Consider the following 17569-nt stretch of genomic DNA (forward strand, 5'->3'; position numbering starts at 1 on the left):
CCCTAATTCTTTTACTTTAATTCAAATTATTCCCTTAAAATTTCAAAAAGTTCCTCTTTTTTTAGGTATACATAATATCATAGTAAAAATACTAAATATAAACTTTTCCATAGGATTACTACTTCTTAATTGGGATGTATAGGCCAATTCGTCTATGGAAATCATAATTCATCTTCTTCCACTTTCTTAGACTTGCCTTTTGAGTATCCCAGATAATAACATACTACTCCTGAACCAATGGCCGCCTGCAATGCAAATAAAAGACTTTCTATTTCACCACTTGGGGGCTCCCATACTGAGGAAAACCAGGGCTTATAACTTTTATCAATTTGAGTGATTGCCTTTTCTGCTTTATCATCTGAGCCTGTAAATTCAGCATTTTTCATGAATACTAATGGAATAACTGCTATTAATATCACAAGAAAAGCCAATAGTAAATTTTTCTTAAATATATTATTAGTTTTATTTTCTACACTCATTTTATTATGCCTCCTCTGATATAACATTCAGCTGTACAAGTTCTTCTTTATTATGATTATTTAAAAGGTTAAAAACTATAACAGTTAATATTCCTTCACTTATTGCAAGGGGAATTTGAGTTACAGCAAATATACCAATAAACTTAGTCATAGAAACCAATACTCCTCCCGTTGCATCAGGAAATGCTAACGCAAGCTGAATTGAGGTTGTAACATAAGTCATTAAATCTCCCAGCATGGCAGCTACAAACACGGCTATTGAGGATGATACATTCATTTTTTTCAGTAACTTGTACAAAAAATATGATACCAATGGTCCAACCACAGCCATGGAAAAAGTATTAGCTCCAAGGGTAGTCAATCCTCCATGTGCAAGAAGCAGTGCTTGAAATATAAGAACTATAACACCCAAAACACTCATAACTGCAGGCCCAAAAAGTACAGCTCCAAGTCCTACCCCGGTTGGATGAGAACAACTTCCTGTAACTGATGGAATTTTCAGTGCAGATAAAACAAATGCAAACGCACCTGCCATAGCTATTAACATTTTTATTTTAGGATTTACTCTTATCTTCTGTTTTATAGAAAATAATCCTACTACAACAAAAGGTATGCATATAACACCCCATGCTACACACCACTTTGCAGGAAGAAAACCTTCCATAATATGCATGGCATATACACCTTCAGGTATAAATAGTAATGCAAGAAAAATTCCCAATGAAATTTGATATTTTTTTGACATAGATGAAGTCCTCCTAATTCTAAAATTTAATATTATTGCACAAAAATAAATAATCCTTCTAACAAAAGCATTAAAAGGACAAGACAAAAATTATACTCATTCATAAGGAACTTAATAAGTACATTTCATTTTTTGACACCCCCTATCACTCGTAGAGACCATGGTCAAAAATATAGGCAGGTCTTCTGACTCAAGAATCATCACTTAAATACCCCCTTCCCTGTTTCCAAGTGGTTTCTAATGTATTTAAATTCATCTAATACAGCTACGGGATAGCCCAGGAATTTCACCTGATTCCCTTTTAATTAATCAATTAATTGATTAAACCTATATTTTATTATTAAATTTTACCATTATTGTATATACACTACACTATAAGCATATCATTATTAATCCATAAAATCAACGAATATGGTTATACTACAAAATACTCCATAAAAAATTTTTAGTGGATATTTAGACAAAATAATACAAATTAATAATACAAAACAAATATTTTGTTCTATTTTATTATAATACATTTTGTAAAAACATGCAAACATTGCATAAAATATTTATAATATTAGGTCTATTTGTAGATTTTTCATATTAATATAATATAGTTATTGCATAAATATCATCATAAATTTAATTATATTCAAGATATATTGCCGTAATAATACAAAATATTTGTTTTGTTCTAATAAAATATGATAATAGTTAAAACATAAATTTTATTATGGAGGTTTTATGAATATATTTATAGCTAGACAACCTATCTTGGATAAATACAATAAAATTTATGGATATGAGCTTTTATTTAGAAATGACATAAAAAAAAATAAATATAGTGAAAATGATGGAGATAAGGCCACTATGGAAATTATAATAAATAGTTTCTTTTATATGGATATAAATAAAATGACCCAAAATAAGATGGCTTTCATCAATTTTACTGAGAATATTTTAACTTCACAAATATTTCAAATAATTTCACCTAAAACTATTGTAATTGAAATTTTAGAAAATATAAGACCATCTAATAAAATAATAAATGCATGCAAAATTTTAAAACAATATGGTTTTACATTGGCTTTAGACGACTTTAGCTTTAGTTATGAATATGAACAGCTTATTAAATTAGTAGACATAATAAAAGTAGATTTTAATATAACTAAAGGTTATGAACGAAAAAATATAGTCAAGTTAATTAATACTATAAAGCCCAAAAATATAAAATTTCTTGCAGAAAAGATTGAAACACTTTATGACTTTAATGAAGCTATAAAATATGGTTATACATATTTTCAAGGATATTATTTTAGCAAACCTACAATTATATCAGGTAAAAAAATACCTGAAAATGAACTTATATATGTAAAGATATTAAATGAAGTAAATTCAGAGGAAATCTCTATAACTAAGATTGAAAACTTAATTAAAAATGATGTTTCACTTTCCTATAACTTATTAAAGATAATAAACTCTGCTGAATTCTGCTTAAAAACTAGAATAGAATCAGTTAAACAGGCTCTTATTTATTTTGGTGAAGACAGAATAAAAAAATGGATAAATTTAACCTGCTTAAAATTGATTTCTCATGATAAACCTGAAATATTCATGATAAATACACTAGTTAGAGCCCATTTTGCTGAATTGATATTTATTAAATTGGGACTAGCAAGAGACTCCTTCAATGCATTTTTAACAGGAATGCTATCCTTAATAGACATAATACTTGAAAGACCTTTAAAGGAAATATTAGAAGAATTGAACATATCAGATGAAGTTAAAAGTGGCTTACTGGGAGAAAAAAATAATTATTATAAAATATTGAAACTAATTATTGCATATGAAAATGAACAATGGGATAAAGTAAAATTGCTGAACTTAGATTTTGGCCTAGATGATACAGATTTAATAAATACTTATTTTGAATCCATATATCAGGTAAATTTATATTTATAATTTATCTTATCCCTTTATTCTTTTTAGTTAACTACAAAAATCATACAAGAACTTATCCAAGGGCATAGGACAGTACTATTCCCCACTTTTGAAAAACCGGGAGTACCAGCTAATTGCAATCTGCAGATAAAAAATTGCACCATTAGTCTACTCCTAATTATATTTAAATTCATTGGAGGTATTATAAAAACATGGCTAAAAATACTATTAGCAATCATATTCATGATGATATAAGTTCACTTAAAATAGAGAATGTAATAGATATTAACCTACTTCAAAAATTTCAGGATAACTTTGCGGAAAGCCTGAATATTGCCAGTGTAACTGTAGATATGGACGGAAACCCTGTAACGAATCCAAGTTCTTACACAAATTTTTGTTTGAGCCTTACTCAGTCTACTGATATGGGTACAAGACGGTGTGCTGAGTCCCATAAAAAAGGAGGTATAGAAGCGGCAAGAACAGGAAAACCTTATGTTTATACCTGTCATGCAGGATTAATAGATTTTGCTGTTCCTATATTAATAGAAGATATACAGATAGGTTCTATTTTAGGAGGTCAGATCTTAACTTCTCCTCCCAAAGAATCAATATATAAAAATACTGCAAAAGAAATAGGAGTTGATGAAACCAGATATTTACAAGCTGTGAATGAAGTAAATATTATTACTGAAAAAAATATACAGGCAGCTGCAGAGGTACTATATGTTATTTCAAATGCACTATCTAAAATTGGTTATCAGGAATTAAGACTTAAAAATACCTCTGAAATACTTTTTGATAATTTAAATCAGGTTTCCGCAATTATGGAAGAGTTATCTGCATCTTCAATCAATGTTACAGATAACCAACACGCATTAAATAAAGAGATTATTAATATTAAAGATATATCCTCGGAAATAAACTCTATATTGGATGGAATAAAATCCATAGCTGATCAGACTAAAATGCTTGGACTAAATGCTGCAATAGAAGCAGCAAGAGCAGGTGATTCTGGAAGAGGTTTTGGAGTAGTTGCCACAGAAATAAGAAAATTGTCTCAGAACTCAAAGGATACAGCTATGAAAATATCAGAACTTACTAAAAAGATTCAAGACTCTGTAGAAAAAACCGTAGAATCATCAAATTCTACCCTACATACTACACAGCAGCAGACTTCTGCCATCCAGGAAACCAATGCAAATCTACAGGAGATTACATCCATTGCAGATCACTTGAATAAATTAACATCTTAATCCATGAAAACCTTTGAGTACTCAAATTAGAGAAACTCCCTTTGAACTATATAAAATGGCATCAAAATCTTTTTATTATTATAAAAATAGCTTTAAAAAAGGAGCTCTGCTCTGAGCTCCTATAATTTAATCTTCTATGTCAACTTCAAGTATTTCACCATTATTAGCATTTATCTTAACTTCATGTATTAAGCCACTATCAGATTTAATCCCTATTTCATAAGTTAAAAACTGCATTTTATTATATTCATAAACGGATGTTGATGTATTTAATATTCATATACCCCATACAAGATAACTTACAAATATTTAATTTACACCAACGTGACTACATTTAAAATACTTTTGCATTATAATTTTCACCTCTAAAATTTAGTTTTCAACATATTCTTCTAGACTTTTATTTTATTTAACTTCTGATAATTTCTTATTTACATCTTCCCAATTAATTAAATTCCACCAATTGTTAACGAAATCTGCTCTTTTATTTTGATACTTCAAATAATATGCATGCTCCCATACATCAACTACAAGTATAGGTGTACTGCCCCATTGAGTTAAATTTTGATGTTTTTCAATTTGCAATATTTCCAGCTTATTAAATATATTATTCCATACAAGAGCACACCATCCTGAGCCTTCTACTGCAATAGCTGCTTTTGTAAATTGATCTTTAAATGCTTCAAAACTTCCAAAAAATTCATTAATTTTTCCAGATACTTCACCTGAAGGAGCGCCTCCACCATTTGGCTTCATATTTTCCCAAAAAATCTTATGTAGTATATGACCGCTGCCGTGGAAAGCCAATTCTTTTTCCCAATGCTTAACAAGTGAGTAATCTCCACTTTCTCTTGCTTCTTTAAGCTTAGTCTCAGCTGTATTCAGACCATCTACATATCCTTTATGATGTATGTCATGATGTAACTTCACAGTTTGCTCATCATAATATGGTTCCAATGCATTATAATCATAAGGTAGTTCTGGTAAAACGTGACTCATTTCAATTTCCCCTTTCTATGTTAAAGTATTATTTTATAATAATATTTTATACCAACTAAAGATTATTGTCAACGCTATATACATAATTAGCCAAAACAAATATATAAAATTTATATATTCCTGATTTAAAATACTTTTAAAATTTAATAAATATACATCAAAACTCCAGCTTAAAATCTAAGCTGGAGTTTCTATTATCAATAATAGTTTTTATGATCTTCCAAATAAAATATGAATCTTAAAGATTTCATATTATTTTAAGCCCTGTTCATAAGCTTCAACCATTTTCTTAACCATATTTCCACCTATAGAACCTGCTTCCCTTGAAGTAAGATCTCCATTGTAACCATTTTTTAAATTTACTCCTACTTCCTTGGCCGATTCCATTTTAAACTGATTTAAAGCTTCTCTTGCTTCTGGTACTACTAATTTATTACTGTTATATGCCACAACAAACACTCCTTTTTATAGTAATATTTACTGCTTACATTTAAAGTTTGTACATTTCTACAAAAAATACTCTAGGTAATTGGATGAATATTTGGAACAGCCAGGATTATGTACCATATTGCAAGATTAATGGGCATGCATATTGTTTAACAAACCTTTATTTATCTTCTAATTGTCCCCTACATTTTTTACACTTCCCATAGAATTTGAAGCACCGATTTTTACATAAAAATCATGTTTACTGTAAATTTCATTTACATGTTGAACTTCATCTTTCATAAAAGCAACTCTCCGAAAAAAGTATAATCGATACTGCATGTCATTATCACTTATACTTTAAGGCTTTATATAAATCAATATTCTATACTTTAAATGCTCCTTATGGAAATAATTTTATATATTATATCAGACTTTAAATTTATTTACTTTTAACAAGGTATTTTCTAGAACTTCAGTTAACAGTTCAGCACTAGTGGCTACACCATTAGAAGAGGTGCTCATTTCATCACTGGAAATTGCTATTTGTTCTGCAAAAATTCTATTTTCTTCAGATATATCAAAAGCATTTTTTACCTTCTTTGTTATATTTCCTTTTTCTTTATCTATACCCGTTATTAACTTATTTATGTTGTCTATAAGAGGTATAATTTTGTCTACAGTTCCAATTATGCCTTTAAAAGAACTCATAGAATTTTCAACTATGTTTTCCTGATCCTTAAAAGCTTCACTAACCTTAGATGTACTATTTGTTACTTTTTTTGTTTCGCTTGATATAATGCTTAATATATCTGTTATATCACTAGAAGAATTTTTACTTTGCTCTGCAAGTTTTCCTATTTCCTCTGCTACTACAGCAAAACCTTTGCCCGCTTCACCTACTCTTGATGCTTCTATAGCTGCATTTAATGAAAGTAAGTTTGTCTGATCTGCTATGTCATTTATAATATTGATAATTTTATTTACATTATTTATACTATTTTCTAATTCGCTCGTAGAAGAAACCACACTTTCAAAATCCTTCTGAATTTCACTCAATGAATTTAGAAGTCTACTAAGTTCTAAGTTACTATCACTTGACATAACATTTACACTATTTGATTCATCCGCAACTTCCTTTACTGCAGAGACTATAGTATCTATTGAATTACCAAATTCGCCTACATAATTTTTAATTTCCATTAATTCATAAGCTTGTTTTTGAGATCCTTTTGAAACTTGTTGTATATCTTCTCTTACTTGGGAAGCTAAGGAAGACATTTCTTCTGATGCTGATGCCAGGGATACTGTTTCTTTATTAATCTGAAGAGTATTGTTTTTTACGTCTCTTATCATATAGATTATAGATTCTAATGTAATGGCTAGTTCTCTTTTCATCTCTCCAAATTCATTATTAGAACTTTTATCTATATGAATAGTAAAATCTCCATCTTCCAATCTCTTTAATATACTAAAAAAATTAATTATGGATCTTTTAATAAATATTTTTGTAAATATTGAAATAAAAATAATTGCTGCCATACTCACTATAGTTACAACTATGAGAATTAGAATAGAACTATTAAAATGTTTATTTGAAGAAATATATGTATTTTTTACCGTTTTTAAGATTTCATCATTTAACTGGGTCAATGTACTTGACATACTAGCTCCAATTTTTCCATATTCATCTGTAAATTTAGTATCTAAAATTTCTCCCCTGCTTCTCCTATCTATTATTTGCCGACCACCTTCTATATACTCATTATAATTTTCTCTGGCTTTATTAAGTAAATTTTTCTCCTTTTCAGAAAGTTTTATACTAGATAAATCATTTATAGTATTTTGTATTTCTTTGTCTTTACTATTAAATAAATCTACATTATTTTGATCGTAGGGCCTGTCTATAATTTTAGTTAAGGCATTTCTAAGTTGTCCCAATTCTCCATTTATGTAACCTGCCTCTTTTACCTTATATAACTGATTATTATATAGATTTTCTATATCACTATTTAGGTTATGCATGTTAAAATAAGCTATAAAACCTATAAACAGATTTGTTAATAATGCTATTATACTTAACAAAGTAAACATATGAATTATTTTTAAGTTGTTTTCATTGAATTTTAGAAATTTCATATTTATATACTCTCCTTATAATAAATTAAAACCTTCTAGGAATACTTTCCCTATTAACCTTTATCCACTAAAATAGAAAGAATTCGACAAAAACTTACTTTATACTATATAATAGCACTATAGATTGTGCCTATGCAAGGCTTCTATACACAGTTAACTTATAAATAACTTAAATAAATTTTCTCTACTCTCAAAGATATTATTATGCATTTTTTATACTTTGAAAATACTTATTTATATTTTACTTAATTAAAATTAATTCTTACTTTTTTTTATCAATAATCCTGGCTTAATTATAGAATCACCATATTTTTTACGTATGTTATCAATAGCATCCTCTATTTTGTCTATCTTGCGTACACTGCTTCTTTCATTATCCATTTCCAGCATATTAAACATAGATATCTGTTCATCTTCATTATATTTAGAAAATCCACTAAGACTTATACCCAGTAACCGTACCGGTAGTTGTTCATTCCAGTTTTTCTCCAGCATTTCAATTCCTGCAGAATAAATTTCTTTTACCAGATAAGTTTCCGTTATAGTTCTTTGCCTGGTAATGGATTGAAAATTGGAATATTTAATATTAATTTGTACTGTATGCCCTTTTTTATTATATTTACGAGCAGTCATTCCAACTTTATCTGAAAGTTCCATAAGAATAACTTTTGCACTTTCTATATCTGAAATATCATGAGCCAATGTGATTGATTTGCCAATAGACTTTACATCCTTATGTGAATGAGGTGTTACTGGTGAAACATCAATTCCATTGGCAAGTTGATGAATCTCAGCCCCTACTTTGCCAAATTTTTTTATGAGATATCTTCTGTCAAAGAGGGCAAGTTCTCCAATAGTTTTAATTTTCATTTCTCGGAGCTTTCGTGCAGTTTGCTCCCCTATACCATGCATAAATTCAACTGGCAGCGGCCATAATTTAAGTTCAATATCCTTTTTCCAAAGTTCTGTAATCCCCAGGGGTTTTTTCATTTCAGAAGCCATCTTTGCCAGAAATTTGTTTTCAGATATGCCTATAGAACAATCCAATCCCAGCTCACTATTAATATGTTTCATAATACATTCTGCTGTTTGATGGGGTTTTCCAAAGATTCTTTCACAGCCTGTCATATCAAGCCATGCTTCGTCAATACTATTTTTTTCAATAACAGGAGTGTATTTAGAAAGTATTCCCATAACTTCTTTGGACTTCTGCTTATAAAAACAATGATCAGGAGGAATAATTATTATATTAGGACAAAGTTTTAATACTCTATGTAAAACCATAGTTGTTTTAACTCCAAACTTTCGTGCTTCATAATTTGCAGTTAGAATAATACCTGACCGATTCTTGGGATCCCCTGCTACAGCAGCAGGTTTGCCAATAATTTCAGGATGTCTTGTTGATTCACAACTTATAAAAAAGGCATTCATATCTACAAGAAAAATTACTCTATGCATAATTACACCTACTTATTTTAAAATTAATTTTTACATGGTTATTCTAAATCATTGTAATTATCCTAATTTGTCACCCTTTTCAACAGTCCGCTTATGTAACAATATCCTAATTACAATTCTAATGGTTTAGCACACATTTTTCAATATAGTTACTTCCTTACTTACAAGATATAAATTTACGGTTCATTCAAATGATTTTAACTTTTGAGAAATATTTGTAAGTAATTTAAAGAATATTCACAAAATAACAATAATTTCATATTATATTATATGAAGAACTTAGTAGACTACTTTAAGTTCTTACTAAAAATACGAACACCACTGTAAACGTATGCTTAAATATTGAAATTGCTAAAGGGAGATTTTTATCTAGGTATAAAATCATCATAAAGGGGGCTATATATTTATGATAAACTTAGATTCTCTGGAAGAAAAATCAACAGAAAATAATCATAGCATAATACAACCAACTGAAGAGTTAGATAAAATTACTGACCCTGTACCAGAAGATGACATATCACCTATAGTATTAGTTTTATGTACAGCTATTCCTATGATTATATTAATTATATTATTTCTATAGAACCTTAGCAGGTTCTTTTTTCATGGATTCCAGACTGTCATTTGTTTTCGCTGCAAACAGCAGAATTTTAAAATATATTTTCTTGTATTCTATCTAATTTCATAGTGACCACACCTCTTTGCATTTGCTATCCCTATTTAAAATAAATATATACTTATTTTACAATATAAAATTTTGTGGTATAACTATTGAAATATGCAATGATAACGTTACAAATCCGTATTATTATAATATAATGGGTAAGGAAATTAAGCATTAATTATTTTTAGACAGGAGTAGATTAAGATGAAAGACAGTAAAAAAATAAGCGTAAGACTATATGCATTAATAGGATTTATTATGGCATTTACACTGATTATCAGCAGTTTGTCATGGATTACCTTTAAAAATTTTAATGAAAGACATAAAAACAGGTTACAAGTAACTGCTGAATATATCAATATGGTTGATACAGCAAGACAGGCCCAAGTTGATTTTAAAAAACAGGTACAAGAATGGAAAGATATCTTACTAAGAGGTTATGACCCTGAATCCTTCAAAAAGTATTACTCTCAGTTTTCACAGGAAAATGATAATGTTCAGTCACAGCTATTAAAACTTAAAGAGGATATGACAAAACAAGGTATGGATACCTCTTCAGTTAGTACATTATTAAACAATCATAAAGAACTCTATGATAAATATAATAAGGCAATTCAAAGCTATGACCAAAATAGTATAGAAAGCTACCGCATAGTAGATGGGTTGGTAAAAGGTATCGATAGAAAATCTACTGACGATATGGATTTATTAGTAAAACAAATACAAGATAAATTAAAGCTGGAAACGGAAAAAATGATGAAACAGTCTGATATTGATACAAGTAATTTTAATGGAAATTTGATTTCTATTTCAATTCTTGGCATCATTCTAATTATTTTCTTTACTATTTTGATTATTTTTACATATAAAGATATTACAAAGTTTATAGAACAATTTAAGATATTAATGGAACAAGCAGAAAATGGAGACCTTACCATTAGAGGTAAAATATATAAAAAAGATGAATTAGGTCAACTCACTGAAAGGTTTAATAGATTTATCGACAGAATTAGAAACTTAATTTATAAAGCTAAAGAGACAAGTATAACTGTAGCATCTTCATTCGACGTAATAACGAAAAGCACCGATGAAGTTAGCAAAACAGCTATAGAAATTTCAGACAATATTACCAATTTAGCTGAAAGTGTCTCAAAACAAACTGACTTAGCTGAACAAAGCAATAAATCTGTCAATGGTGTCGTAGAAGGGTTAAATCGTATAACTGAAAATACAATATATATTATGGAACTTGCAAGTAACGCAATAGAAACTGTAACCAATGGGACTGTAAATTTAAAACATCAAAGTGATAGAATGTCCAATACTAAAAAAGCTTCACAAAATGTAACAGATGTAATCTCTGGCCTATCTGCAAAATCGAGTGAAATTGGAACGGTTGTGGAATTCATTAATAACATTGCAGAGCAGATAAATCTATTATCTTTAAATGCCTCGATAGAGGCGGTCAGGGCTGGTGAGACTGGTAGAGGCTTTACTGTAGTAGCCAATGAAGTAAAAAAATTAGCAGAACTCTCAAAAAAGTCTGCACAAAAAATAAATAATTTAATATCAGAAGTACAAACAGATATTGAAAAAGCTGTTGATGAAGCAATTAATACAAAAGTTTCAATAGAAGAACAGGCAACTTCACTTAAACTGACAGGGGATTCGTTTAACCTTATAGAACACTCTGTTTTTGAAATGACTAATAGAATAAAAGAAATGACCAATGAAACAAAAGAAATTAATGAAAATGCCGCATTCGTGGAAAAGTCTGTAAAGAATATAGTAACATTAATAGTGCAAAACGCCGCTCATACGCAAGAAGTTGCTTCTGCAACTGAAGGACAGACAGCTTCTGTTGAAGAGGTAGCATCCTCTATTAATAATCTTGCAGAGATGTCAAATAGTTTACATAAGTCACTAAATAAATTTAAAGCATGAACAATAATTGTGTAAGCTTGTTTGGGGCACAACATTTAGATAAGTTGAAGCAGGTGTATATGTATAAAAAGAGAGGTATTCGCCTCTCCCTTGTTTATCTCTATTTAGTTTTTTACCTCAATTAAGCTTTTCTTTCAGAATTCCCCTTACCTTCATACCTCTTATTTCCATATTAATTCACAAGTTATCAACAACTTATCCACAGCTTATTCACATTATCCACAATACTCCATTAATTGAACCTTCAAAATGAAAATGAGCACCTAATAATGATAAGTGCTTATTTTCAATATTCTTTTATTTTAAGGGTGCAGTAATTTATATAAACCTATGATGGTTGCATTTAAACTTATAGTGTCCTGCAACCACAGACACTGGTCTAAATATTTTCAATGCTTTGGATATTATATACTTTACTATGTATTATATTTGCTAATTGTTATGATATCATTATGCGTATGTTAAAAGATATAAAAATAAGCACCTAAATGACGGTGCCTATTTTTAATAACATTATTTTAAAGGAGTCTAAACTTATACTATCCTGTGGCAGTTGCATTTGAGTTTTAAGTGCCCTGCAACTACAGACACCAGTTTATATTTACGCTTTAAGGGGGCATACTTTATAAACTACTTATTCAACATTGGTACTTGTCCACTGAATGTACTTATAATTATAAGTAGTATTTGTTACAACTTAATGGCATAATGATTAACTATCTGTGAACAAAAGGAAGCTGCCTAAAATCCCTTATATCCATATAGCCCATCTATCACCTCTATGTTTTCAAATAGCCTAAATACTAAGTAAATCTTATATTGTATCCCCATTGTACTACAATCAACATTTAACTACACTGTTCAAAATTAACATATATCTATTTTAAAACCATTAATTTTTTTCAATCCATAAATTATAAACAAAACTCCTAGAATGGTAAATGGAATACCGTTTAAGTGAACTACTCCAAATAATATAGATGAAATTATTATTGATTTTTTAACGGAATATGTTTTTAATAATCCACCTAAAATACCCCCCCTAAATACAAGCTCTTCCATAGCAGGCCCTATGATACATACATATGCTAAGAAAGGTACCTGAACAACTTCATTTAAAGCCTCCAGCATGGACTTTGTCATTAGTATTTTACTAAAAGGAGTTAATATAAAAACTACTAAATCATTAGAAATCACTCTAGAACCTAATATAACTATAGTCACATAAAGCAAATTCCTTATAGTAAATTTTTTAGAACTTTTCCCCGAAATATTTTTTCCTTTAATTCCATGTAACACATGAAATAAAATTGTAGTTATAATAAACATAACTATTGCTATAAGACTGTTAAACATAAACATTTTTAATAAAGAATTGCCGTTCTTTCTGAACAAAACTCCTGAAAAAACTAATATAATTATATAAATAAATATAGCTAATATGGCATCTTCGACATTTATCCGAAGGCTACCATTGCTAATACTCCTATCTTCTTCAAAGTGGGGGATAAGCACTGCTACACCCCTGGATAAGTTCTTCTAAAGTTCAGCTGGAGAAAGGTATTCCTTACAAGCAAACTCCACCTGAGCCTAAGAATCGCTTGATCTTTTTGAATTCTGTCATTTCATTTTCAATATTTGATATAATTTTAAACGGATTTAATTTATCCAATTTGCTGCCCCCCATAATATAAATAACTTTCATAGAAAAACTGCACTCAAATGTACATACATTTAATACTTCTCTAAAAAAACAAATAAATCCTCCCGAATATGTGCGAAATGTTTATAGTAGTCTTTACTGCTCTATCGTTTTTGATAGCTTTAGTAAATTTAATTATCGTACTTATAGATAAAATAAAAAAGTAGCCCACCCAATTGGCGAGGCTACTGAAAAACTATTATTTTTCAGTGACGTATTTTTAAATATTACTCAAATAGAACCAATAAAATTTATTTGAATTTTATTGGTTCTATTTTTAGAGAATATTAAGTTAATTTGAAGCCTATTTTTGCTCCATTAATTTTATTATCCTCTTCAAATTTACTGTAAATATAACTGTTGCTCCTTGCATTTGCATGCCAAAGAGACCTGAAGATGATGCAACATCATACCCATGCCTATGTTTTAACTCACTATTTTTTGCTTCAATTTTATAACGTTCCTTAGATTTTTCTTTGAAATATTCACTTTCCTGAAAATTCATCTGTTCTTTATGTATATCACTTTTTATTGTTACAGAATAAGTTTTGATTTTTGCACCTTCTTTATAGCAACCTTCCTTAAAAGAACAAGTTTTACATTTTTCTATATCAAAATAATATGTATCAGTTTGGTTTTTACTTACATTCTTCTTTCCTTGACGTGCTTTGCGAACGGCCATATGGCCTGATTTGCATACATAAAGTCCAGCATCTTTATTAAATTGAAATTCGTCTTCTCCTTTTCGGAATCCCTGTGTTACAGAAGGATTTAATTTTGCCACAAGTTTTATATCATTCTCATTGGCTAACTCTATATTACCCTTTTCTGAGTATGCAGAATCACCAATAATGGTGTCAATTTTAAATCCAGCTTCTTTAGTTTTTTTCACTAAAGTCTCTAGTTCTTTTCCATCATTTTTTTCACCAGTTGTGATAGTTGCTGCTGTAATAATTCTTTCTTCAGTCATTGCTATATGTGTCTTATATCCAAAGAATGATGAATCAGCAGTTTTATGTCCAATTTTAGCATCCGAATCTGATGAAATTTTAAGGTGTTCAATATCATCTTCCAAGGTTTCATTTAATAAATTTAATTTTTCTTTAACCTTAGGATATGATGCTATTTTCTCATTCTTTTCTATTACATCAATTAATTTTTGACAATATTGAATTTCATCTTCTAGTTTATCAACTGTATTTTTTGTAGGAAAAATATCTTTCATAGTTTCATCTATTTCATAAACTGATTTTCTTAATTTCTTAGAACGTTCCTGTAATATTTCACGAGGTGATTTTTGATTGTAACGAGACTTTGTATGAGTAGCATCAACAATAATCGAGCTTGATTTTATTATTCCTTTTTCAAGTGCAATTGCTACAGTTTTATTTATTAACATGTCTAAAAGATTTACATCTTTAAGTTTTAGTTTACGAAATTTTGTTAAAGAACTAGAATCTATAACTTCTTCTTCAGGTGCCATATCAAGAAAATATTTGAATGACATATCATATTTAGAGCGCTCAACGATATCTATATCTGATAAATCAAATATAGATTTTAATAAAAGATATTTAAACATACGTGTCGGATTGATTGCATTTCGTCCGTTATCTAAGCAATACTTGTCTAAAAGCTCATCGTAAACAAATGAAAAGTCAATTAATTCATTAATTTTCCTTAAAAGGTTATCCTTTGGAACTACTAAATCATATATACCTGCATAAACACTTAGAATCATAGTTTGTTGCTGCTTAATCATAAAATCACCTACTCAATTTGATATTAAAATTATATCATAAAAGCCATAAAATGTTGTTACCAACATTTCATGGCTAATTTATTAGAATATAAGGACTTTTTCAGTGGCCTCCCAATTGGCATAGCTACTTTTTTAAATATCAGCTTTACTAGTTGGCTAAGAACTGGAATAAGAAGCGTTCAGGGTTTTAACCAATACTTGCCTAAAAGAGGAACACTATCTAAACCAGCTATTCCTTTTTTTATATTATTATTTTAGAATATAGATGTAGAAGTGGTGTTTTATGTATCAAGATTCAATAAATCGTTTTAAAAGTAAAAATTTATTATAATTCTTTATAAATAGCTAATAGTCATATATGGTATTATAGGTAATTATTAAGTAATTTATCATTTATGTTAAATGCAAGTTAATAATTTACATTAATATATACAAATTACAAAAAAGTTGGTACACTTATGATTGTATATACAAACTATTATATAAGATCCTATATAAAATAAAAAGAAGGGGGGAATATAAATGAAAAAATTAATTAAAAAGGTACTCGGAATATCTATTATTACTGGTATATGTCTTGCTGCTACAGTTAGTCCTGCTTTTGCAAGCGTAAACTATTATAACGTTACTTATCATTTTGGTGGTTCATATATAAGTAATACAGCACATACTACTACAAATGATATATCAATGATATATCTTGCCTCAAGTAATCATTTTAGTAACGGACAAAGTTCTTATAATTCAATGAGTAGTAGTCAATTAAATTCATTCTTTAGTACACATCCCGGTGGTACTGCTGACTGCTCAAGTTATCTTAATTCTACTAGTTCTGTTTCTAGTGCTTATTCAGAGCATGAATGGTGCTATTCTGGAGATTATGATTCTTATAGAAAACTTACAATCAATGTTAATTAATCATTAAATTAATACTTTGGCAACAATAAAAGGACAACCTTTATTGTTGCCTTTAAGGAGGTCTAAATGTGGTCAATATTTAAAGATATTAAAAACAATAAAATAATATTTTTTTTATTGTTGATAGGATTTATCTTTTCAATATTTCCGGCTTCAATAGCTATTTCTACTAAAACAGTGTTTCTAGAAGAGGCTTTTCAGGATAGAAACGGAAGTTTTAAATACTACTATACGATTAAATTAAATAGTCCTAATAGTTTAAATATAAACTTTTTACAAGAGCTTTGCAAAACAAATTTTGTTAAATCAAGTGCGATTATTGAAAATATTGATGTTAATAAAGCAGGAATGCCTCCTTTTTCAATTGTAGCATTATTAAATGATACTAATTGGCATCCACCCTTAATTAAAGGGAGATATTTCAAAGAAAATGAAAAAAACTCATTGATCATGGGGAAAGATATTTATAGTGTTAATTCCTCAGATTTTTTTAAACTTTATAATAAAAATTATAAGATTATTGGTGTAAGTGGATTGAAAGACAAAACAGGCTATGATGAAAAGATTTTTATAAAATTAAATGACATGCCTAATGATATGCTTGAGATTTTAAAAAGTCAGCCATCTTTAAATATTTCTGTAAGAAGTAATTATAATGCTAAAACTGAGATAAATAACTTCGTTTCTAATCTAAATAAGGTTAATTTACAGCAAAAGGTTAAAATTGTTGATGAAAATAATAATAATAATATTTCGTATGAATCCTTACAAGAGCTTTTGGGCGCTCCTATAAGGCTAGTATTAATAGCAATGATTAACTTAGTAATAGTAAGCTATTTGTGGATTTATACTAAAAGAAAAGATATTTCTTTGAGAAAAGCTCTTGGTGCAAGTAATATAGATATTATTATGTATATATGGGGACAAATATTCATTTGTTCTTTAGTTTCAGCTTTAATGACTTTTTTAATTCAACATTTATTATATAAAGCAAACATAACAATACAAAATTTTGATGTTCAAATTAGTCCCCAAAATATTCTTATAGGATTGATTTTTTCATTATTATTATCAATAATTACATCTTCATTTCCTATAATTCATATTATAAAACTCCAGTCAGCTGAAATATTAAATGAAAAGGGGTAGTG

16 protein-coding genes and 1 riboswitch are annotated in these 17569 nt (G+C 28.7%); of the genes, 6 read left to right on the forward strand and 10 right to left on the reverse strand.

The features are described 5' to 3' along the window. Positions 1-161: 161 nt before the first annotated feature. Together BS101_RS19430 and BS101_RS19435 are read right to left on the reverse strand one after the other, a co-directional pair. Positions 162-479, reverse strand: a complete 318-nt coding sequence (locus BS101_RS19430; protein WP_073540296.1) for an energy-coupling factor ABC transporter substrate-binding protein — start codon at positions 477-479, stop codon at positions 162-164. Between the two features lie 4 nt (positions 480-483). Next, entirely contained in the window at positions 484-1224 is a 741-nt protein-coding gene (locus BS101_RS19435; RefSeq protein WP_073540297.1) for an energy-coupling factor ABC transporter permease, read from the reverse strand. Positions 1225-1382: 158 nt separating this feature from the next. Further along, positions 1383-1570, reverse strand: a riboswitch (cobalamin riboswitch). Between the two features lie 383 nt (positions 1571-1953). On the opposite strand from BS101_RS19435, the gene BS101_RS19440 reads away from it, so the two are divergent. Both BS101_RS19440 and BS101_RS19445 read left to right on the forward strand, forming a co-directional pair. Continuing rightward, positions 1954-3171, forward strand: a complete 1218-nt coding sequence (locus BS101_RS19440) for an EAL and HDOD domain-containing protein (protein WP_073540298.1) — start codon at positions 1954-1956, stop codon at positions 3169-3171. 191 nt (positions 3172-3362) lie between these two features. Further along, on the forward strand, positions 3363-4406 hold the full coding sequence (locus BS101_RS19445) for a PocR ligand-binding domain-containing protein (RefSeq protein WP_073540299.1): 1044 nt from the start codon (positions 3363-3365) through the stop codon (positions 4404-4406). 126 nt (positions 4407-4532) lie between these two features. Here the strand turns inward: BS101_RS19445 and BS101_RS23525 are convergent, their stop codons facing one another. The 5 genes from BS101_RS23525 to BS101_RS19465 form a co-directional block, all read right to left on the reverse strand. Next, positions 4533-4643 (reverse strand): PepSY domain-containing protein, encoded by a 111-nt coding sequence (locus BS101_RS23525; RefSeq protein WP_198039519.1) that lies wholly within the window; start codon positions 4641-4643, stop codon positions 4533-4535. Positions 4644-4811: 168 nt separating this feature from the next. Next, a complete protein-coding gene (locus BS101_RS19450) occupies positions 4812-5405 on the reverse strand; it encodes a superoxide dismutase (RefSeq protein WP_073540300.1) in 594 nt (197 codons plus the stop codon). Positions 5406-5657: 252 nt separating this feature from the next. Then, positions 5658-5855 (reverse strand): alpha/beta-type small acid-soluble spore protein, encoded by a 198-nt coding sequence (locus BS101_RS19455; protein ID WP_012103764.1) that lies wholly within the window; start codon positions 5853-5855, stop codon positions 5658-5660. 405 nt (positions 5856-6260) lie between these two features. Further along, the gene (locus BS101_RS19460) at positions 6261-7970 is read right to left on the reverse strand and encodes a methyl-accepting chemotaxis protein (protein WP_073540301.1); all 1710 of its coding nucleotides are present in this window, start codon (positions 7968-7970) and stop codon (positions 6261-6263) included. Positions 7971-8225: 255 nt separating this feature from the next. Further along, on the reverse strand, positions 8226-9428 hold the full coding sequence (locus BS101_RS19465) for a DNA polymerase IV (protein WP_073540302.1): 1203 nt from the start codon (positions 9426-9428) through the stop codon (positions 8226-8228). A gap of 406 nt (positions 9429-9834) precedes the next feature. Between BS101_RS19465 and BS101_RS23055 the strand changes: the two genes are divergently transcribed. Together BS101_RS23055 and BS101_RS22470 are read left to right on the forward strand one after the other, a co-directional pair. Next, positions 9835-10011, forward strand: a complete 177-nt coding sequence (locus tag BS101_RS23055; protein ID WP_156876103.1) for a hypothetical protein — start codon at positions 9835-9837, stop codon at positions 10009-10011. Positions 10012-10296: 285 nt separating this feature from the next. After that, on the forward strand, positions 10297-12036 hold the full coding sequence (locus BS101_RS22470) for a methyl-accepting chemotaxis protein (protein ID WP_083585776.1): 1740 nt from the start codon (positions 10297-10299) through the stop codon (positions 12034-12036). 867 nt (positions 12037-12903) lie between these two features. Here the strand turns inward: BS101_RS22470 and BS101_RS19480 are convergent. The 3 genes from BS101_RS19480 to BS101_RS19485 all read right to left on the reverse strand — a co-directional run bounded on the left by BS101_RS19480 (position 12904) and on the right by BS101_RS19485 (position 15500). After that, positions 12904-13551: a CPBP family intramembrane glutamic endopeptidase gene (locus tag BS101_RS19480; protein WP_073540303.1), complete on the reverse strand. Its 648-nt coding sequence runs from the start codon at positions 13549-13551 to the stop codon at positions 12904-12906. 52 nt (positions 13552-13603) lie between these two features. After that, positions 13604-13741 (reverse strand): hypothetical protein, encoded by a 138-nt coding sequence (locus BS101_RS23530; RefSeq protein ID WP_198039520.1) that lies wholly within the window; start codon positions 13739-13741, stop codon positions 13604-13606. A gap of 301 nt (positions 13742-14042) precedes the next feature. Next, complete coding sequence (locus BS101_RS19485; protein ID WP_073540304.1) at positions 14043-15500, reverse strand: IS1182 family transposase; 1458 nt, start codon at positions 15498-15500, stop codon at positions 14043-14045. A 522-nt stretch (positions 15501-16022) separates the two neighbouring features. Here BS101_RS19485 and BS101_RS19490 point away from each other — a divergent pair. Further along, on the forward strand, positions 16023-16418 hold the full coding sequence (locus BS101_RS19490) for a hypothetical protein (RefSeq protein ID WP_073540305.1): 396 nt from the start codon (positions 16023-16025) through the stop codon (positions 16416-16418). Between the two features lie 117 nt (positions 16419-16535). After that, positions 16536-17567, forward strand: a complete 1032-nt coding sequence (locus BS101_RS19495; protein ID WP_207649438.1) for an ABC transporter permease — start codon at positions 16536-16538, stop codon at positions 17565-17567. The last annotated feature ends 2 nt before the right edge of the window (positions 17568-17569 follow it).

Source organism: Clostridium kluyveri (assembly GCF_001902295.1).
GTDB lineage: Bacteria > Bacillota > Clostridia > Clostridiales > Clostridiaceae > Clostridium_B > Clostridium_B kluyveri_B.